We start from the raw sequence: 23,574 nt of genomic DNA, 5'->3' as shown, positions 1-23,574 counted from the left end.
GCCACCGCCTAGGAAGATGTATTATTTTTATAGTAGGCCATAATCTCATCCAAATCGTTAATTGAAAGATTCTCATCGCTCACATCTGCGGGAGTCCATTCCTTCTCCTTCTTTTCAGAGCAATGCTCAATAATTTCTAGCAAACGACTTTGCAAGAAATTTCCCAATTTTTGAATACTCGATTCAGCATATTCACGACTGCTATACTCAATCCCGAGGGTTAATATCCCCTGTTCGATACTTCCATTAATATCAAGCACAAATGGTGTCTCGGTCTCCTCACTTACTGTTCGACCCGCAGAATACTTTGATTCGACAAATAAAGGCGCAACGGAGCCTGAATCAATCTGGCCGTGATAATTAAAGCGAATTTCAGGTGCAAAATTTCCCTGATTAGTACTTTTCAAATCGTGTAGGGTCATATATTCCAGAATTCCGAAGTCAATGCCCTTATTAGGAACACGTCGCAACGCTTCCTTGGTCAGCTTAATTTGGTAAGCTAAATCAGTATTATGCTTCATATCCAGATGAATAGGATACATCGTAGTAAACCAGCCGACCGTTCTGGTTATATCTATATCATCAAAAATCTGTTCCCGTCCGTGCCCTTCCAACAAAATGGTAAATTCGTCATCATCAGTCCAGTCTCTCAATGCCAGTCCAAAGGCTGTCAACAGTAGATCGTTTACATTCGTACTATAAGCCTTGTGTACATCCTTCTGTAGACGATCTGTTTGTTGCTTGGAAAGCCTTACGTTGCAGATTTCCAGGTCTTTCCCTCTTCTGTCAGCGGCCGGATAGTCTTTATGAAGCGGTTTACTGGCATGACGGATTACATTCTCCCAATAACGTTTGTAACGAGCTGGACGCCCACCCTTTGCATCATCACCAAGGCGATGGGTCCAATCCTTCCACGAATGGGTCTTCGCCTGAAAGAGGATTTCTTCATTATTAAGTGCCTGCATATACCCCTGCTCCAAATCTTCCAATAGAATTCTCCAAGAAACTCCATCTACCACCAAATGATGAATCGCGAGTAGTAAGTGATCACCTTGAGCGGTGTGAAACAACCCCGCTTGCACAAGCGGACCGTTTTCTAAATTCATGCGCCGCTGAATCGCTTCGCTGAGGGTCTGGATTGCTTCTTCAATGGATGACTCATGGCTTACATCCAGAGCAGTAAGAGCATATGCCTTTCGATTCGTACCATGAATGATGGGAATAATTTTGTCCTGATTCGCTGTATATGTCATTCGTAAGGCATCATGATGCTCAGTCAGCTTACACAACACCTGATCGACCAGTTCTTCCTTCCACCCATTTTGGCTATACAACATAACGGCCTGGTTCCAATAGTTGGATTCCGTGAACTTTTGCTCAAAAAACCATCGTTGGATAGGGGATAGCTCAGCCTCTCCTTCAATAATCCCTTGCTCGGCTTGAACACTGACTGCTCTTAGATCTGGAGTCAGGCTACCTATCGTTTGATGACGGAAAAGGTCCTTAATTTCCATGCGATATCCGTGCTTGCTTAGACGTGTGGAAATTTGAATAGCTTTAATCGAATCCCCGCCCAATTCAAAAAAGTTATGATTCGTTCCGATAGGAGCATAGCCAAGAACCTCTTGCCAGATTTCCACCATCAACGTTTCAACCTTATTGGAAGGAGGAATATAATCTACCTCAATCGACAGACTGTGATCAGGCTTAGGCAATGCTTTTCTGTCGATCTTGCCGCTCGATAGATAAGGCATAGCTTCCATAGATACGATATAAGCAGGCACCATATACTCGGGAAGGACTTCTTTAATACGAGCCTTTAATGCTTGTACATTGAATTCCTGGGCATGTTCAACATAGGCGCATAAATAACTTCCCCCAGAACGGTCATCACGAGCAAGCACTACGGCCGTCTGGACCCCTTCGTAGGCCAGTATTGCCGCTTCAATCTCACCCAGTTCGATCCGGTAGCCCCGAATTTTCACCTGATGGTCGATCCGACCCATATATTCAATGTTTCCATCCGGTAGCCATCTCGCCAAGTCTCCCGTCCGGTACATCCGTCCCCCTGCCGCATAGGGATCCGCTACGAACTTCTCCTCCGTCAGTTCTTTCCGATTTACATATCCTCGGGCTACGCAGTCCCCTCCAATATGTAGCTCGCCCGGTACGCCTATCGGCTGCAATCGGTCTTTATGGTCCAAAATATACAATTTCACGTTATCAATCGGCTTCCCGATCGGAATGCTCTCCGGTTCCTGCTCGGCAGGACAGTCGTAATACGCCACCTCTACCGTTGCCTCTGTCGGTCCATACAGGTTATGCAACGTGGCTCCTTCGGCTCCCAGCAAACGGTTAAATCGGCGGACATGTTCAGTTATCAGCGCTTCCCCGCTGGCAAATACTCGCCGGACACTGCGCATTTTCCTAGCGGCTCCGCTATGCTCGATATACTCCAGAAATGCTCCCAGCATGGATGGCACAAAATGAATCGCTGTTACCCCGTTGGCCTTCACCGTTTCGGCTATCGTTGCCGGGTCTTTCTCGCCTCCCGGCTCCAGAAAGCATACCGTCGCTCCCTGAATCGCCCACGAAAACAGCTCCCACAACGATACGTCAAAGGTGTAAGGCGTTTTTTGCAGGATCACATCCTCCGCTCCAAACGGAATTCGTTTTTCCATCCAGTGCAGACGGTTGATCAGCGATGCGTGCTCAATCATGACCCCCTTCGGCTTGCCGGTGGAGCCTGACGTATAAATCACGTACACCAAATCGGTTGAGCGGTTAACGGGTTCCGGGTTCTTCTCGCACTCTTCTCCTGTAAGCTCCATCCCCTCCATCAGCAGATCTTCGATAGCAATCAGCTCGCGATTGGCTCCGTGCGGATGAAGGCGGTCCAACTGATTCCGCTGGGTCAGCAGGATAGATGCCCCGCTATCCTCCAGCATGAATCCCAGCCGTTCTTCCGGGTCCTCTGGATGTAGCGGCAGATACGCCCCGCCTGCCTTCAAAATCCCCAGCAGGCCGACGATCATCTCCAGCGATCGATGAACTGCGATGCCCACCATCTGGTCGGGCCCGATCCCTTTCTTCCGTAGGACGTGAGCCACCCGATTCGCTTGGGCATTCAGCTCCCGGTACGTCAATTGCCGATCTTTGTATAGGGCTGCCGGATGTTCCGGTGTTCGCTCCACCTGCTCCTCAAACAATTGATGAATCGTCTTCTCCCTTGGATAAGGCGCAGCCGTCCCGTTGAATTTCTTCAAAATCAATTCTTTTTCTACCACTGTTAACAAATCGGTATCACCTATGGTTTGTGTGCTATTAGCTACAAACGACCTTAGCACCACCACCATATGATCCAAGAAGCGTTCGACAGTGTCCTTTTGGAACAAAGCACTGTTATACTCCAAATTCAAATGAAGGTAGCTACCTGTTTCTTCCGCACTCAAGGTTAAATCAAATCGGGAAACACCTGGATTGAACGGAAATGGTTTGAATTCCAATCCACTAGATTGTAGTGGCTGTCCTTTTGTATTTTGCATGACAAACATGGTGTCGAAGATCGGGCTTCGGCTCACATCTCTCCGCAGCGCAAGCTTTTCGACCAATTGCTCAAAGGGATATTCCTGATGCTCAAAAGCAGATAAAACCGTTTCCTTAACTTCGTCCAGAAAAGCTGAAAGACTCTTCTCCGCTGAAGGGCTAGTACGTAGTGCCAACGTATTAACAAACATGCCGACGATCTTTTCTGTATCTGGATGTCTTCTCCCAGCAACCGGTGTACCGATGACAATGTCGTCTTGTCGTGCATGCTTGGACAAAACAACGTTATATACAGCCAGTAAAATCATGAACAATGTACTTTGAGTTTCAGCTGCAAGTTTGTGAAGTGGCTCTGTTATATCATCGCCCAGGATTCGGGATACCGTGTTACCTTCATAGCTTTGAATAGACGGTCTTGGGAAATCCGTTGGTAGCTCCAGTACAGGCGGCTCATGTTTAAAGAGATCCAGCCAGTAGGATTCCTGCTCTTTAATAAATCCATGATTTATTTGCTCATTATGCCAGTTAGCATAATCTTTGTACTGAACGGATAGAGGCGGAAGCGCCCGTCCATCATATGATTTTACAAATTCATCCATAATAATAGACATAGAAACGCCGTCCGAAATAATATGGTGTAAATCAACCAGCAGCATATTTTTGTTCTCTGCCAACGGGATCAGCTCGCCTCTTAATAAAGGGGCACGGCTCAGGTCAAACGGTTGAACGAATTCACTTAGCACCGTTTCTATTTGCTGTTCCTCTGAATCCTCTTTGTTGGTCAGACTATGAATTTTCAACTCAAATTCTACTTCGTCATGTACGCTTTGAACCGGCTCTCCGTTGATCCATGAAAAAGAAGTGCGCAATGCTTCATGCCTGTGAATCAGAGTGTTGAAAGCCATTTTCAACCGTTCCTGATCCAGATGGCCTTGAACGAGCATGACAGAAGGCATATTGTAAACCAGTTCCGCTCCTTCAAGTTGATGCAATATCATCTGACGTCTTTGCGAGGAGGAAACTGGATAATAAGTTTGATCAGAAAGTAGAGCAATTTCGGTAAATGTACCTGCCCCTCTCCCGATTGTACATTCAATGAGTTTGCTCATGCTTTCCACAGTTGGGTACTCAAATATTTCACGCATAGGCAACTCGACCTGGAATTCTCGAATAATTTTCCCGATCAGTATTGTAGCCTTCAGCGAATGTCCACCCAGTTCAAAAAAATGGCTGTGTACACCTATGGGGCTCACATGCAGAATATCCTCCCACAAACGTACTAGACGAGTTTCTGTATCTGTTCGAGGAGCTACAACCCCCTGCTCCCGAATCACATGATGGGGCTCAGGAAGCGCTCCTCCGTTCACCTTTCCATTAGGCGTAAGAGGTATCGTAGCAATCTGTATCAGATGAGCAGGTACCATATACAAGGGCAGAGACGCTTTCAAATAGGATCGTATTTCCTGTGTTAAGAGTTCACGGTCCGAAACAATATAAGCGCATAAATACGTTTCGTCTTCTTGGTCTTTTCTAGATAGAACAACGGCTTCTCTGATGTCATGATGAGAGAGCAGGACCTTTTCGATTTCTCCAGTCTCAATACGATATCCACGGATTTTCACCTGGTGGTCTGTTCTTCCGAGATACTCCACATTGCCGTCGGGGAGCCACTTTGCCAAGTCCCCTGTCTTATACATGCGCTCTCCGAAAACGAATGGACTATCCGTGAATCTTTCGTCCGTTAGATCGGGTTGATTAATGTAGCCTAGGGCTACTCCTGTGCCAGCAATATGAAGTTCCCCCGGAATACCAACAGGAAGCAGTCTCCTCTCCTGATCCAAAATGTACAACCGGGTATTGTCAATAGGCTTACCAATTGGAATACTCTGCAAATCATCTCCATCCGGGCAATCAAACCATGTTGCATCCACTGTTGCCTCCGTTGGTCCGTATAAATTATGCAGAGTTGTGCCATTCGGCTTTCGAAGCAGAGTATTAAACCGTCTGGCTTGCTTTACTGTTAGTGCCTCCCCGCTAGCGAAAACTCGTTTAATACTGCTGAGTTTCCCCTCTGCTTGGTGCTGCTCAACATACTCCAAAAAAACAGACAACATGGAAGGCACAAAATGAAGGGTTGTAATTTTCTGTTCTGCCACCGTGTCCACCAGTAGCTTGGGATCCTTCTCCCCATCAGGTGGAAGAAAGTAGACTGAAGCTCCGGCTATAGCCCACCAAAATAGTTCCCATACAGAAACATCAAAAGTGTAAGGTGTTTTCTGTAAAATGATATCGTCCACACCAATCGGATACTTTTTTTGCATCCAATGAAGTCGATTCACTATAGAGGTGTGACGAATCATAACTCCTTTAGGCTTACCTGTAGAACCGGAAGTATAAATTACGTAAGCTACATCCTCCGGCCCACTGTAAGGTTCAAGATTAGTTTTTTCAGTTGCCCAGTCTGCTCCGATCGCAAGCACGCTGATATTCTGTGAAAGATCCTTCAATGTAGATTGGATTTCCTGCTGCACCAGCAGGATGGAAGCTCCGCTGTTACCCGCTATATATTGAATTCGTTCCAGAGGATCCTCTGGATTGATTGGCAAGTAAGCCCCTCCTGCCTTAAGAATAGCCATGATCCCGACTAGCATCTCCGGTGAGCGATAGGCTGCAATCCCAACAATCTGGCCGGTATGCACCCCTTTCATCCTCAAGACGCGAGCCAAGCGGTTAGCCCGTTCGTTCAATTCCAGATAAGTTAACCGCTCATCAGCGAATGCTGCTGCCAAACGATTCGGCGTCAGCGCCACCTGCTCTTCGAATAGCTGTTGAATCGTTTGACTTTGAGGATATAAGGCATCTGTATCATTAAAATCTCGCAGGATTCTGTATTTTTCCTCGCCAGAAAGCAAATCAATATCATCCACATTCATGTGCGGATTAGAAACTACCTGTTCAGCTATTTGTTTTAGGTGCAGTTCAATTCTTTCAATATCTGAAGCTTGATAAGCAATACTGTTATAGCCAAACTTAACCTTCAATTCTTTACCAGGAATGACTCCAATATTAAAATCATAATTCGTTTGCTCAAAGCCCTCGGTTTCCACAATTGAAACAAGCTGTTCTCCTTCACCACCAGCAAGCTCTTCAGTAATTGGATAGTTCTCGAACGCTATGATATGGTGGATCAAGCTCTTACCCAGTGGGGTTAGCATCTGAATATCAGCCAAGGATAGAAAATGGTACTTCCCCGATTCCATCATATTCTGCTGAAATTGCTTGATTATCTGGGAAAATGTTTGTGCTTCTTTATGACAAATACGTACAGGAATCGTATTAATAAATAATCCAACCATTTTCTCCGACCCTTCCAGCTCAGCTGGACGGCCGGAAACAACGGAACCAAATACCACATCTTTGGTGTTATTGTATCTTTGCAGCAACAGACCCCATATCCCATGAAATACAGAACTTAAGGTTACCTGATTTTGTTGTGCTATCATTTCCAAACCACGGGTTAACTGCTCGTCCAAGGTGAAAATATGGTTGTTCAGCTTGTAGCTTCCATCCTCAGTTGACTTGCTGCTAAGAGGTAAGCCACTTTGCTCTTCCACACCTGATAATTGTTGTTCCCAATAAGCAAGAGCTGTCTTCTTATTTTGCTGCCCTAACCAACTGATATACCGGCTATATGGAAATACTGCGTCCAATTTTGGCTTCTTCCCGAGAGAATAAGCTCTGTAAATTTGGAACAGATCCTTCGCAATTGTACCAATACACCAGCCATCCATAATGATGTGATGAAAGCTTAGAACCATTTTGCAGCTTGTATCACTTAATGCAAGAACACTTATCCGAATAAGGAGATCCTTTTCCAGATCAAAACGCATTTTTCGATCATTAATCGTAAAATTATCAACATATAAACGTTGTTCTGCTTCATTTAATTCTGTAATGTCTCTATAATCAATCGTTGCCTCTTTATTAGCCAGCACGACTTGTAACGGTTGGTCTGTTTCTTTAAAAACAAACACAGTCCGTAATACATCATAACGGTCAATTAGGGTTTGGAAGCTTTCCTTCAGCGTCTCTGCATTCAACCGTTCCTTTAAGGTAATGACCGTCTGATCAAAATATGCTTCTGAGTGCTCGTCTAAAATGGAGTGATATAGAAGCCCCTCCTGCATGGGTGTCAATGGATAAATGTTTTGAATGAGTGCGTTTCTCATACGGCTCACCACTTTGCTACAAGTTTAGTTTGTTACTTAAAAGTTGGGACAGGTTCTGAAACTCATCGATTGACAACTTGTCATAGAGAAAATCAGTTGGACTTTGTTCCGTTACTTGTTTGCTGCAGCAATGGTCGATTAGATTCGTCAAATGTTTTTGGAATAAATATAATAGTTGTTCAATGGTTTGTTGCTGGTATTCTTGCTTGTTATAGTTGCATGTAATAATTAACTGTTCACTCTCATTAATAATGCAGTTGATATCTAACGCTACGGATCTTTCCGTAAAGGGACTAGCCTCTTCTCCTGAAGAAAATTTAGAAAGTGTAAATACATCTGTATCTAGTTCCGTATCAAAACGCCCCATATAATTAAAGGCAATTTCAGGAGCGACTTGAAAGGCAGTCACACCAGACTCATTCACTTGAGCATAGTTTAATACCCCATACCCAAAGCCCTTGTTCGGTATCCTTCTAAGGCTATCTTTGATGTTCTTAATCTGATATGAAAGATCATGCGCATTGTCCACATCCAGTAAAAATGGATACATTGTTGTGAACCAACCAACGGTTCTGGAAATGTTCATTTCCTGAAACACTTCTTCTCGCCCATGCCCTTCAAGATAGATCAACACACGAGACTGCTGAGTCCATTCTTTGATACTTAATCCAAGAGCAGTGAGCAAAATGTCATTAATTTCAGTATTGTAGGCCTGGTGCACCTGTCTTAATAATTTACTAGTGTTCTCATTATCAAGTGAGACACTTACATTTTCGCTATCACGCAACATATTGGTTTCATAGGAGCTATCTTTAGGTAACGTTCCAGACTCGGTTTGCTCCAGCTGTGTCCAGTATTCCAGTTCTTGTGCCAGCTCCTCGCTTGTTGCATATTGGCTTATTTCTTGTGCCCAAGAGCGGTACGAATCTGTTTTGTCTGGCAAGAGTAGTGCTGCCCCCTGCTGATATTGCTGATAAAGGGACGTAAAATCTTGTAAAATAATTCTCCACGAAACCCCGTCAACTACCAGGTGATGAACTGCAATGAGCAGGTGATCTCCCTCAGCAGTCCGGAATAATCCCAGCTTCATTAAAGGGCCGATTGTGAGATCGAAGCTACTTTGAATAGCCGTTGCTTCTTGCTCAATCCATGCTTCTGCTGGTAGACCTTCAGGCAGTGATTTTATCGTCAAGGATAGTGGTTGATTATTTAGCCCTTCATTGTATTGAACGACGCGATCTTCTCTCTGACAGAATGTCATTCTTAAGGCATCATGCTGTTTAATGATGCAGTCAAATGCAGCCACAATCCCTTGCTCATCAAAACCGTCTTCGGAAAATAGCATGACGGACTGATTAAAATGCTGAGGACTTATCTTCTGTAGGTGGAAGAATCGCTGCTGTATTGGCGTTAAAGGCAGCTCTCCCTCAATAGCTTCCTGACTAATTTTCCGACGGATCACCTTAACGAATGGGCTCAATTGTCTAATCTGAGGGTACAAAAATAATTCTTTAATGCTTAGCTTGTAGCCATGTGTGTTCAAACGCGAGACGATTTGCAGACCCTTAATAGAGTCTCCTCCCAAATCAAAGAAGTTGTGAGTTGCACTCACGCCTGTTACGGCAAGCACTTCCTCCCATATTTGGGCCAGCAATACTTCAGTCTCACCTGTTGGTTCCACATACTCCACTTCTAAGGCACCACTCCAGTCAGGTTCAGGTAATGCTTTACGGTTAATCTTTCCGCCAGGTGTAATGGGGATCACGTCAAGCGGAACATACACCGAAGGTATCATGTAATCAGGAAGCTCCTTAGCCAACTGCATTTTGATATGATCCGTATCTAATGGATTAGCTGATACCACATACGCGCATAAATAAGAACTTCCCTTATTCTCTTTGACCATTACGACAGTTTCCTGAATATCAGCTATGCCTAAAAGATGATATTCAATTTCACTAAGCTCAATCCTGTAGCCGCGAATTTTGACCTGAAAATCGGATCTACCCAGGAAAGCAATGTTACCGTCAGGCAAGTATTTAGCTAAATCCCCCGTTTTATAGAGCTTTTCATAGCCAGGCATTGAATAAGGATTATCTATAAAGCTGGCCTTCGTTTTAGTCGGATCATTCAAATATCCAATCCCAAGCGGTGTACCTGCAATATACATTTCTCCTGTGATTCCTACGGGAACCCTTTTTAGTCCAGGGTCCAATATATAAATCTTGGTATTGGCAATTGGCTTTCCGATAGGAATTCTGTCTTCATCTCCTGTCACTTGATAAGCAACACAGCCTATACTTGCCTCCGTTGGACCATACAGGTTCGTGATTTGAACATGAGGAAAAATGGTTAAAAACGTATGAACCGTCGATGGCGTAATTTCTTCACCACCAAGAATAACTTGTTGAAGAGAATCCAATTGCTTGGTTCGAGGTGAATTTGGGTCCAACTGGTTGACAATAGCATTAAATACGGATGGAACGAAGTCTGTAAAAGAAATACGCTCCTGTTCAATGATATTCGTCATGTACGTAGCATCCACCGTCATGCCTGTTTCCGGCAACACGGTCGTTCCGCCGTTCATTAATGGCCAAAACAATTGCCATACCGCGCTGTCGTATACATGATGAGTCGTCTGGAGAACACTTTGTGCAGCCGATGTTCCAAAATAGTCGTTCATCCATAGAAAACGATTGGTGATTCCTTTATGGGCAGCAATAACTCCTTTGGGTTTGCCGGTTGAACCCGAAGTGAAGATTACATAGATTGGTGATTCCATATCTACATCTACTGCCGGGTTACTGATAGCGTTACTCCTCTTTTCGACTACAGAGCAGTCTATAACTAGATACTCTTCAGCATTTATTTCTGAACTGATAGGTGTACTTGAATTGACCAATAAGGTAGAACTTCCCAAATCCTGCAGGGCGCTCTGTAAGCGGTCAATAGGCCACTCTGTATCAAGAGGCGAAAAAGCAGCACCTGTTTTCATAACAGCCAGTATGGATACTACCAGTTCCAGGCTCCGTTCCATGAGTATAGGCACATAACTTCCTAGTCCAATTCCTTTAGCCAACAAATTGCTTGCTATCGCGTTCGCCTGATCATTTAACTCCTTGTAGGTCAGCACCTGATCTTGATAGATAACAGCTTTAGCATCCGGTCTTCTATCAGCCTGCTCCTCAATATAATGATGTATGGGTCTTGGCTGTGGATAAGCTGTATGAGTGCTGTTATACCGTTCCTCCATAGCAGCCGCTTCTGTTGCGCTTAGAAGATTAATATCAGTCAATGCCATATCAGCGTTTTGGACTACTTCCTCCAATACATTCAGGTAATGCTCGACGAGAAGCTCAATTGTTTCTTTTTTATACAGTTTTGTACTGTACTCAAATTCCAGATGAACTCTCCCAGCCTTTTGTTCGGCATTCAGTACAAGATCGAATTTGGAAATCCCCGTTTTAAACGGATATAGCTCAAAATTAAGGTTATCGGCTTGCCACTGCTGTGCATCCGTATTCATAAAGGAGAACATCGTGTCAAACAACGGATTTCGACTCAGGTCCCTCTTGATGGACAGCTTATCGACCAGTTCGGCAAATGAATACGATTGATTTTGCAGAGCTTGCAGCGTGTTTTCTTTTACTTCGTTCAAAAAGGTTTTGAAGCTCTTATGACTAACCGGATGGTTTCGAATAGCCAGGGTATTGACGAATAACCCTACGATCCCATTGGTATCTGCATGCGTCCGTCCAGATGTTGGAATGCCGATTACGATATCTTCCTGTCCCGCATATTTCCCCAGCAGCACATTATAGGCAGCAAATAGAAGCATAAAGAGTGTGCTATCTGTTTGAATACACGTGAGATTCAACTGTTCTATAAGCTTTTCGGACAGCTCGACTTTCACCATATCTCCAACAAAACTCTGCAATTGTGGCCGCTGATAGTCTGTAGGCAGATCTAGAACGGGAAGTTCTCCTTTATATTGATCAAGCCAATACTGTTCTTGCTTTGCATGAATTTCTGTATTCGATCTGAGCCAAGCAGAGTAATCTTTGTATTGAAGCGGTAAAGCGGGAAGTTCTTCTCCCTTGTACAGCTTGTTCCATTCGTTAATAATAGTGTCGATAGAAGTACCATCAGCTATCAAATGGTGCATATCAATAAGAAGCATAAACTTATCACGATCCATTTGAAGAAGCTCCGCCCGAAATAGTGGGGCTTTACCAACATCAAAAGGACGGATGAAATTATGGATCAATGTATCTATGCCCTTTGTCGTAATATCACCAGCAGCCCGGGCAAAGCCAAGTTCAAAGCTTACCTCTGGTTGTACAAATTGCACCGCTCTATCATCCACGTATCCGAACGAGGTCCGAAATGCTTCATGCCGGGCTAATAATTGTTCAAAGGTACGCTCCACTCTTCTTCGATCTACATGACCTTCGATCATCAATGCTGCCGACATGTTGTAAGCCACACCCGTCTCATCTAGCGGTAGCACGGCCAACAATCTGGATTGTGCTGGAGAAACCTCATAATAAGCTCCCTCAGTCACTGCCTCAATTCGTTGGTAATCTGTGGGTTTGGCAGCAAGAATCTTCTTGGAGAGCGCTTCGATTGTTGGTGCCCCAAATATATCTTGAGTTGAAATTTCGATATGAAAGACCTCGTTGATTTTCGCAGTCAACAGGGTCGCTTTCATCGAGTGCCCACCTATTTCAAAAAAATGATCGTGTATACCAATCGGAGAAATCTCCAGCAGATCCTGCCACATTTCGATCAATAGCTGCTCCGTTTCATTATTGGGCCCAACGTGCTGTAATTCTTCGCTAGAATGCTCCCCTGGTTCAGGTAATGCACTTTTACTAACTTTGCCGTTTGCTGTCAGCGGCATCGCATCCAACAAGAATACATGGGCTGGTACCATATAATGAGGCAGGCTTGACGACAGATAGTCTTTCAAAACATCTACTGTAACCGATTCCCGCAAAACGGCATAAGCGCATAAATACGGATTGTCATCTGTTCCTTTAATCACTACTGCTGCCTCTTTTACCGCTCTATGAGCCAACAATGTGCTTTCAATTTCACCTGGCTCAATCCGGTAGCCCCTGATTTTAACTTGTTGATCTGCGCGGCCAAGATACTCTAGCGTTCCGTCAGGTAACCATCTCGCTAAATCTCCTGTTCTGTAGAGCTTCATATTGTCCAAATAAGGGTGTGGGATAAATTTCTGCGCCGTAAGCTCAGGACGATTACGATATTCTCGCGCAATTCCTTTACCCCAAACGCATAATTCTCCTGGAAGTCCTATGGGCCGCAACTGCAAGTATTGATCCAGAATGAGAACGCCCGTATTAGGAATCGGCTTTCCAATACACCCCACTTCTTCAGGCCCAATATCTCGTAACATCGTTGTAACTACACTATTTTCTGTTGGACCATACTCATTGAACAATTGAATGCCAGGATGTTTGGCTTGGCTGGCTTCTATCAACCGTTTCGTTGCTTTCTCACCGCCTAACGTTACAACCTTGAGAGACTTGGCTTCATCTGGAGTCAGACCCTCTATAATAGACATGTACATGGAAGGAGTACACACGAGATGTGTAATATGATTTGATAAAATTAAGGTCTTCAGAGCCGATAATTCACTCAGTTCCTCATTCGTAGGCAGCACTACCGTACTTCCAGACAGCAGCGGAGTAAAAAAGGCACCCACAAAAGCATCAAATGAGCTAGACAGCATTGGCAGGATACGGTCTGCTGCTTCTAGTGCATATTCATTTATTCTCCAAGATAACGTATTTAATATCGCTCGATGCTCAATACAAACTCCTTTAGGAGTACCGGTTGAGCCCGATGTATAGATCACATATGCCAAATGACTTGAATCCGATTCCCACTTTGAAGACAACTTGCATTCTGTTTTATACCACTCATCATCGTCCATATTTAGGACTAAACCTTCATAAGTAGTAGCATTGTAATTAGATGAGTCATTCAACAACAGGAGAGCAGCCCCGCTATCCTCAAGCATAAAGTGAATTCGTTCTTCTGGATAAGAACTGTCGATTGGAAGATAGGCGCCACCGGCTTTTAAAATAGCCAACATACCAACGGCCAAATCTAATGAACGGCCCGCCATTAAGCCGACTACAGTTTCTGCCCCTACTCCCCGCTTCATTAATGCCCTCGCCAGCTGATTTGACTTCTCGTTCAGCTCTTTATAAGTAATTCCATGTCCCTGATGAATAACAGCCATATGATCAGGATTTTTGAGGGCTTGCTCTTCGAATTGCAAGTGCAGCGTCCCTGTTTTCTCCATCACAGATGAAGTGGGCAGATCGAAGGTATTAAAGCCATGTATTAGCTTCAACTTCTCTTCCTCAGGTAACCACTCCAACTTCGCAATCTCGCTCCAAGGTTGTTCTAAAATAGAACGTAATATTTGTATATAAAGGCTAGCAAGGCGGTCAATCGTTTCTGATCGGAACAATTGGGTACAATAGTTGAAACGTAAGGCTAGGCCCTCCTGCCATTCGTCAGCGCTTAACACCAAATCGAATTGGGAAATCCCTGGATTGAATTCACTCGGATGAAATTTTACTCCATTCGCTTCAAGAGAACTCATCTCAAAATTCTGCATGACAAACATCGTATCAAACAAAGGGTTTCGTCCTTGGTCACGACGGATATCCAGTCTCTCAATCAATGCCTCAAAAGGATAGTCCTGATAATCCATAGCTCGCAGAGTCGTTTCCTTGACCTCTTGCAAAAACGAATGAAAACTCCGCTGAGGAGACGGACGATTCCGCAAAGCTAACGTGTTGACAAACATTCCGATCATTGTTTCCGTGTCCGGATGCTGACGCCCTGCCACCGCCGTTCCTACAATAATATCTTCCTGACCCGTATACTTCGCGAGCAGTATATTATAAGCCGCAAGCAGGATCATAAAAGCCGTAGTCCCCGTATTTTTGGCAAGTTTTTTTAATTCTTCTGTCATTGTCGGAGTGATGCTATACGACAACACAGCCCCTTCGTAGCTTTGATGTAATGGTCTAGGGAAGTCCGTAGGCATTGCCAGTATAGGTAATTCTCCGTTCAAAACATTTTTCCAATAGTGTTCCTGTTCAAACAAACGGTTGCTAGTATATTGTTCCTTTTGCCAGACGACAAAATCTTTATATTGGATTTGTATTGGAGCTAATATTTCACTCCGATACAGTTGCACGAGTTCATTGAGGAAAATGGATAACGAAAGCCCATCTGCAATACTGTGATGCATATCCATAACCAACATATGTTTATTAGCTGCAAAGCGAAACAATTCTGCTCGGAAGAGTGGCCATTGGCGCAAATCAAACGGACGGACAAACAAGCGGCTCATCTCGTTTGCATCTTTCTCCAGTATTTCTGTGACTTTGATTTCAAAAGCCGACTCTTCATGAATCACTTGTACAATTTCGCCATCCACGATATTAAAAGAAGTACGAAATGATTCATGACGCCGAATCAAATCCAGGCAAGCCTTCTGAAGACGGGGGATGTCTAGATCCCCATCAATACGCACCTGGCCCGTAATATTGTAAGCTGTACCTATCCCCATATCCTGCAAGACAAACATACGTCTTTGAGCATCAGATATTGCATAATGCGTACATTCTTCAAGCTTTTTAATAGAGACGACTGTTCCTTGTTTTGCCCCTTCGATCACTTTGGCCAAAGCCGAAACTGTCTGTGAATGAAAAAGTACATTCAAGGGGATTCGTTTGCCAAACTCTTGATGAACTCTAGCAAGCAAGAGAGTCGCCTTTAACGAATCTCCTCCTAGATCAAAGAAATTGTCATCGGACCTAACACGATTTAATCCCAGCACCGTTTCCCAAATTTCCCCTACTCTTCTCTCCGTGGTACTAACTGCCTCAACAGCTTCTTTGCTAACAACTTGTTTCATAGTAGAAAGTTGCGACAAGTCTACATATCCCTTCGAATTCAAGGGCATTTGTTCAAGCTTAATGATCTGTTGAGGTACCCATTGTTCTTGCAAATGATTTCGCAATTGTTTGCGAAGGATATCCTCTATTCCATCATTAAGACTCGTAATGTAAGCAATCAAATGTGTGTCTGCCGTGCTCTCTGTACTCTGTGCTATAACTTGGCACTCGCTAATTTGTGGAATAGAGGTAATAAATCGTTCAAGCTGTTCAGTATATATGGCATGTCCTTTTATATAGGCTCGCTTCTGAACAGGTCCCAACAATCGCAATTCACCGTTTGCGGTTCGCAAAGCCAGGATTCCTGTCGGTAAATACCCTGAATTTTCGTAAGGAGATTCGTTTTCCTGTACTACATGCAATTCCCCGATCGTCCCCACAGGTGCAGGTTGCAGATAAGAATCCAGTAAATAGATGGCTCTTAGTGAATCATTGTCCGTGATGCCGCTGGATTCGAGTTCCACATAGTCACTGTAGTTTTTAACCCCATATTTCAGTTCATCCTGATTTAAGAGTGAGATATCTACAAAATCCCGTTCCTGCCCATCAGCAATCGTATTCAGGATGTGTAAAAAATACTCTGCCCAAATCTGCATTGTTTCCGGTGCGGCCAAGCTGGCTTTAATATCAAAATCAAACCAAAGCTCTCCCTCGACCTCCATCACATTGAGAAACATGTCATATTTGGAGTACAGGATCGTCGTCGGTATCAATTCCACGTCCAGTCCATGAAAATGAAAATTCTGTATCGGTCGATCCATATTGAAGATGACATTCATCTCAGGTATCCGTATGTTCTCAATACGCTCAATCAGATCAGCAAAAGAGTAGCTTTGAAGCGGTTCGACCTCCTGCATGACTCGCTTAACTTGTGCCATATACTTAAATAATGATTCTTTGCTGGTAATATGGCTCACAATCGGCAACATGTTAACACAGTTTCCGATCAAATTAATTTGTTCCATTCTAGACTGTCCAGAGGTAGGGATACCCACTACTATCGTTGTGTTTGCAGTTAAGCGATGCAGAAACACCTTATATGCAGTCAGCAGTGTAACAAACAAGCTGTTACCCGCTTTAATGCTAAGCTTTTTCAACTTTCTCGCCAGCGTACTGTCTGCCCGAATATTTATTCTTCTTCCTCTATACGATGGTTTCTTCATACCACCGTCCTCAGACGGAATGTCCATGGCGACAGGGACGGAATCCAATGTCCGTGTCCAGTAAGAAACTGCCTCACTCACTCCTGCATGTTCTAGTTCCAACTGTTGCCAAGCTTGAAATTCTCTGAATTTTGGCGGTACAGGCAACGTGACTATATTTTCACCTTTGCAGAAAGAAGTGTAGGCTTGCTCCCATTCACGGATAAACACTACCATCGACCAACCATCAGCAACAATATGATGAAATGTGAACACCACAATATGTTCTTCCGGTTGTAAACGTAAAATGTGAGTACGGAACAGTGGTTCTTTGGACGTCAAATCAAACGCCCTTTTCCCCTCTTCCTCAAACCATTGCTTGACCTTTTCTTCATGCTCTGATGGAGGAGATCCTGAGAGATCACTTAGTGATATGACCACATTCACGTTGTCAAGAACATGCTGTTCTTCGCCATCGAGGTCAATAACCGTCCGTAGCGACTCATGCCGGTTCACAATTGCTTGAACTGAACGTTTTACAGTATCAAGCTGCAGTTGACCCTGCATCCGCAAAGCTGCTATTTCATTGAACGCAGTGGATGAATCACTTCTGGATTGCGTAGCAAACCAAATTTGCTGCTGCTCCTTTGTTAAAGGGAACGATGAGGATTCGATGGGAACCACATTATTTTTTCGGTTTCCATTTCCATCCGGTGATGGCGTATTGTCAGGTAAGAATCCCCCTTTTCTCAATTCCTCCACGCTTTCCTTTACAGCCTGTGTAATTTGTTGAAGGTCCCCATCTGTATGAGCAGTCGATAAAAAGCAATTGCGACCTTCCCAAATGTAAATTCCCTTGTCAATCAGCAGATGGAAAAAGAGCTCAATGTCGCCAAACGAAACAAACCGGAATAGTGAGCCATAGTTCACCATGTGGATAGGTACACTATTTTGTTTAAAATAAGTATTCAGTGCTGCTACCCATTCGTTGGTTTTTCGGTTCAGTTGTTCCTGAAGATTCGACCCTTCAGACTTCAAATATTTCAAAGTCGCTAGAGCCGTGTGCATGGTCAGCGGATGCGTGCAGAAAGTACCGCCTACGAACGTTTTAATATTCGTATTTTCCGGATAGGAGTCGTCTCCGAACGACCATACACCTCCATCTACAGTGTCCATAAACTCTGAGCTTCCGGCGACAATGCCAACAGGCATACCTCCACCCGCCACTTTTCCGTAAGTAACTAGATCAGCTTTAATTCCAAACCAGGCCTGAGCACCTCCTGGATGAATTCTAAATCCTGTAATTACTTCATCAAAAATAAGTGCCGTTCCCGAATTTGCTGTTATCTCGCGAATTTGCTTCAAGAACTCCTTTGGTTGCAAATCCGGTCTGCGACTCTGTACAGGCTCCACCAATACGGCAGCAAGTTCATGTGCATAATGCCTGATAGTTTTTATAGAATCCGGATGATTATAAGGGAGTACAATTACATCCTCCATCATGCTCGAAGGAATTCCCGGTGCCATGGGCAAAGCCTCTCCCCCGCTTGAGTTCGGATCGGACACGGCCAGTACACCATCGAATGTTCCATGATAAGAACCAGCAAACAGCACTATTTTGGAGCGTCCTGTAGCCGCTCTAGCCAAACGTAAAGCGACCATAACAGCTTCTGACCCCGAATTGTAAAAGGCAACCCGCTCCACACCTGTCAGCTCGCTAATCAAGGCAGCAACCTCGCCTGCTGTATTCGACATAGGGCCGATCGAAGGCGTACGGTCGTGCACATTGCTCCGTAAAGTATCGGTTAGCCAAGCTGGGTTATGACCCAGTAAATGAACCCCGAAGCCCATAGTTAAATCAATGTACTCATTCCCATCCACGTCCCATATCCTTGAACCCGAAGCGCTCTCTGAAATGATTGGATATACGATTTCTTTCCAATAGGATCGGAACCCAGACACATGACGATTATTAGCATGAACCAGTCGACTTTCCTGTGTGTATTTCTTGGACCCGAGGGTTCGTTGAGTATATCGTTTAATAAAACGCTGTAAGAAATCATTTTGCCGCGCACTGTATCCACTTTCCTCACCGATCAGTAGAGGTTGATAGGGTACAAAAGGTTTGGATTCAGTAGTTGGATTCACTTTAATTGTAGAAGTGATAGGCACGTCAGTTGCCACAACATGCAGAGATGTAGGCTGAGCACTGACTGTGTCTTTGTTTGTGGTTAACGATGCTGCCTGAATAGTTCCTCCTTGGCCGCCACTAAGCATCTCCAGTTGTTTGGTCAACACTTGAGTAAGTCCCAGCTGTTGGTTGTTCAGTAATTCAATTTGTTGAGAGAGTAACTTTTCCAGGCCACCCAACTCGGACGAAGACTTTGCAGCAACCGTATTTTCCGGATTGGCTTCTATCCGATCATCGACCGTACTTAGAGCATCGGCAGCCGCAACTGATTGGGTGGTATATGTCAAATCTGAAATAAACGTTGTTAGACGATCCAGGTTTGTGACACTTTCAAAGAAATGGTTCATGGGAACATCCACATTAAATTGTTCTCTAATTTCTTTTTGAACTTGAACTAGCATAATGGAATCCAAGCCCATCTCTAGAAAATGCATCTGCTCATCCAGTTGTTCCACCGTAAAACCAGAAACTTTACTGATTACATCTTTTAATACTTTGGAAATCTTCGCTGTGTAGTCGATCTGATCTATAGCTTGCAGCTCTTTTGGATACGCGGACTCCATACGTCTCTCCTCCCTGCCTACGTTACTTATCTGCACTACTTTTGGAGTAAACCAGCAACGATTTTGTTCAAAAGGGTACAAAGGCAGCGACTGGATTATTTTAATATCATCCGCATAAAGCGCTTGCCATGGAATAGCCATACCTTTGACGTACAGTTCACCCAATTGACGTAGAGCGTGAATATCTGTATGTGCACTTGCTCTGATAGCTGTAATCAATCGACCTACCGTATCATCTTTTTCCCGTTTATGATCAACGCTCTGTTTATGAGAACCTATATACATATCAGGAACATTCTCTTGTTGGTTCCCTGAAGTCCATCGCTCCAACTTGTGTAATAAATCCTCTAGGCTGGAAGTAATAACTGCTAATTTATGCTCCATATGAGCTCTGCCGATATGTGTGGTATAGCACACCTGCTCCAAGGAAACCGCTGGATTTAGGCGTAAATAGTCCACATATTCCTCAACCAAATGATGCAGGCTTGTCTCATTTTTTGCGGAAACCGTGAAAAGATGAACACCATCTGGCGTGTTTACAGAATCATTATCTGTTCGCGTTTCTATAAACTCCTCCATAACAACATGAGCATTGGTCCCACTGAATCCAAAAGAACTTACTCCGCAGCGAAGTGGGGCATCATTTGAACTTAAATCGGCTACTTCTGTCGTCAAATAAAACGGCGACAATTCAAAATTAATACGGGAACTAGGTTTCTTAAAATGAACCAACGGAGGATTCTTCCTCGTTTGCAGCATCAGAACTGCTTTAATAAGACTGGATATTCCTGCTGCTTCAAATAAGTGACCAATATTGGGTTTGACAGAACCGATTGCACAAAATTGTTTTTTGTCCGTATATTTTTCAAAGGCTTGTGTCAATCCCGCAATCTCAATAGGGTCCCCCAGTTTAGTTCCCGTTCCATGAGCTTCGATAAATGACAGAGTTTCCGGGTGAATAGCCGCATCATTCCAAGCCGCCTCCACCACTTCTGCCTGTGCGGAAGGACTAGGCGCAGTAATTCCTACCGTTGTACCATCCTGATTCACCGCACTTCCTTTTATTACTGCATAAATACGGTCTCCGTCTTGCAAAGCTTGATCGAGAGGCTTCAACAGAACCGCTGCAACCCCTTCTCCTACACCTGTTCCATCCGCTTCTGCATCAAAGGTACGAGCTCTGTAATTTGGCGATTCCATATCTAGTCCCAGCTTCACTGGTAATAGCATCGTTCGGATTCCTCCGGCAATCGCCATCTTGCAATCCCCCGTCGCTAACGCCTTACAAGCCATATGAATCGCGACAAGTGAAGAGGAGCACGCCGTATCCACTGTTACTGCTGGACCTTTTAAATTAAGAAAGTAAGAAATCCGACTTGCCAGCACTGACGGTAAATTTCCAACAATATACTGGTGAAATTTGTCCGGTTCTCCTTTAGAGAGCATCCGCTCATAATCGTAGCCCACTTTTGAGAAGCCGACGTAAACTCCTACCTTTTGTCCATGAATTCGATCCCCTGCATAGCCCCCATCCTCAAGTGCATGCCATGCAGTCTGAAGGAATAATCTCTGATTTGGGTCCATATAGCTTGCTTCCACAGGACTCAGCTTGAAGAACGCATAGTCAAATTTATCAATTTCTTCTAGGAAGCCGCCTTCTATAAACTCTTCTTCTCTCTTCCTTTGATCCACAACTGATAAATAATCAATGGCGTCTTGCTTACGTTGAGAGCTTAAGTTCCCGATACAGTCATCGCCTTGAACAATATGATCCCAATACTGTGAAACAGATGAAGAACCAGGTAAGTCCAAAGAAAGCCCAATAATAGCCACGTCCTTGCTATGATTGTCATCCGTATCATCTGTAGGAATATGCTGTTGTTCAGAATCGGCAGGGTTCGCCAAAAATTCTGCCAAGTGAGCTATTGAGGGATGATCAAACAAATCGGTAACTGCAAGCTTAATCCCCAGCTGATTTTCAATTTTGTCTGTAATCTGAACCAGTTGTAGGGAATTGGCTCCTAAATCAAAATAGCTATCTCTCGTATCAACCTCTTCCCTAAGTAATACCTCGCAGCAAATATCGTGAAGTACTTTTTCGATCTCAAACGAAAGTGTAGGCAATTTTTGATTTTTGTTTTCTTGCTCCATGATCCCTTTTAAAATTATTGAAGTCTCCTGATAATGTCCCGCTTCATACTGAGCCGCAAGCTTATACCTCTGTAACTTCCCACTGGTCGTTTTGGGCATTTGCTTAATAGGTATAATATCGTGAACCGTCCATCCTCCATGACGATACAAATGTTTTTTTAATTGAGTTGCAATTGGAGAAAATTTTTCTATCGTCTTTTTGGATACGACAAATACCACAATTTCCTCTGATTCCATCCCATTTACACGAACTCCACACGCCGCCACACGATTAAGTTCGACTCCTTCTACTTCCTCAGCGATACGCTCGATGTCATGAGGGTAAACATTCTGTCCATTTACAAAGATAATATCCTTTGCTCTCCCTGTGACGACTAATTGACCTTCACGGAAGAATCCCAGATCGCCAGTTCTCACCCATCCGTCTAACGTCAAAAGTTTGAATGTCGAATCCTCGTTGTTATAGTATCCCTTTGTAACATTTTCACCTTTGATTTGTATGTGCCCAATAACGCGATCCGCCACTTCCTCATCCTCGTCATTGCATATTCTGATTTCACAATAATCTAACGACTCACCGACCACGACAAATGGCAGAGCATTATGAAAAGTCTTGTCTACCTCCAAAACGGACTCTCCAATGTTTAAGTGCTTACGATCAACATAAACGGTTATATATTCAGTATCGATTGGCGGGATAGCAACTGCAACCGATGCTTCTGCTAAACCATATGATGTTCGCATAGTCGTTTTTTTTAATCCAAAAGGAGCTAATTTGTCAAGAAAGGTGTCACACAATTCAGGAGAGATAGGTTCAGCACCATTTATGATGGCACGGATCTTGGACAGATTCCAGTTATTTACTTTTTCAGGTTTGAAAAATTGCATGAAATACTTATATCCGAAGTTTGGCGATGAAATAATGCTTACTTCATGTTCACTAGCTTTTTTTATCCAGAGTGCCGGCTGACGAATGAACAGCGAAGTCGGCATAATGTACTGATTCACTCCGGCAACTAATGGGGTAATATGATTGTAAATTAAACCCATATCATGGGTTAGAGGCATCCACTGCAAGAACGAATCTTTCTCTGTGACGACTGTCCTATTTATAATTCCACTTGTGTTATGAATGAGATTATGATGTGTAAGGATGACTCCCTTAGGATCACCTGTGGAACCGGAGGAAAACTGAATAAATGCTATATCCTCCAATTGAGGGGTGTGTATCTTTGCAAAGGATTGCTCGGGTTGTTCATGGTCTTGAAGAAGTAATTGATGACGATGGCGGATGTTTTCGAATAGGTCATCTTGGTTGCTTTTCAAAGTATATTTCTCAAGGTCTTTTAATATTTTGGGCTCGATGAGTAAAAAAGGATCGTTAAGAACATCCCAAATTTTAAAAAGTTTCATTCTATGCTCATCATTATTACCTATGCTGACAGGTACCGGGATCATGCCACCAAGAACACAAGCCCAAAATGCTTTTACAAAATGCCGATTACTTTCTATTTGAAATACAATTTCTTGTCCCTGTTTAACCCCTGCATCCTGAAGATTCTTTAAAAATGCTAGAGCTTCCCAATATAAATCTTTATAAGTAAGCGTAGTTTCGTTTTGATCCGACTCAATAAAGGTAATAAATTTATTGTCACACTTTCCCCGTTCTGTAATAACATCAACCAGTGTTTTAAACCTATTTGTATACATGCTATTCCCCCCGTATATCGTAAGATTTATTAG

At 43.7% G+C, this 23,574-nt stretch carries 2 protein-coding genes; both read right to left on the bottom strand.

Annotation, left to right across the window (positions count from 1 at the left end):
• Nucleotides 1–8 precede the first annotated feature (8 nt).
• Complete coding sequence (locus ACYCSE_RS13955) at nt 9–7,775, bottom strand: amino acid adenylation domain-containing protein (RefSeq protein WP_459698439.1); 7,767 nt, start codon at nt 7,773–7,775, stop codon at nt 9–11.
• A 16-nt stretch (nt 7,776–7,791) separates the two neighbouring features.
• Entirely contained in the window at nt 7,792–23,541 is a 15,750-nt protein-coding gene (locus ACYCSE_RS13950) for an amino acid adenylation domain-containing protein (RefSeq protein ID WP_459698438.1), read from the bottom strand.
• Nucleotides 23,542–23,574: the final 33 nt, after the last annotated feature.

The organism is Paenibacillus sp. SEL1 (assembly GCF_054602535.1).
Note: the sequence above shows the minus strand (reverse complement) of the source record. Positions and strands in the feature narration are given on the sequence as shown.

Bases quoted from the DNA above. Each gene is read 5' to 3' on its own strand.
- ACYCSE_RS13955 (WP_459698439.1), bottom strand. From the start codon at position 7,775: ATGAGAAACGCACTCATTCAAAACATTTATCCATTGACACCCATGCAG.
- ACYCSE_RS13950 (WP_459698438.1), bottom strand. From the start codon at position 23,541: ATGTATACAAATAGGTTTAAAACACTGGTTGATGTTATTACAGAACGG.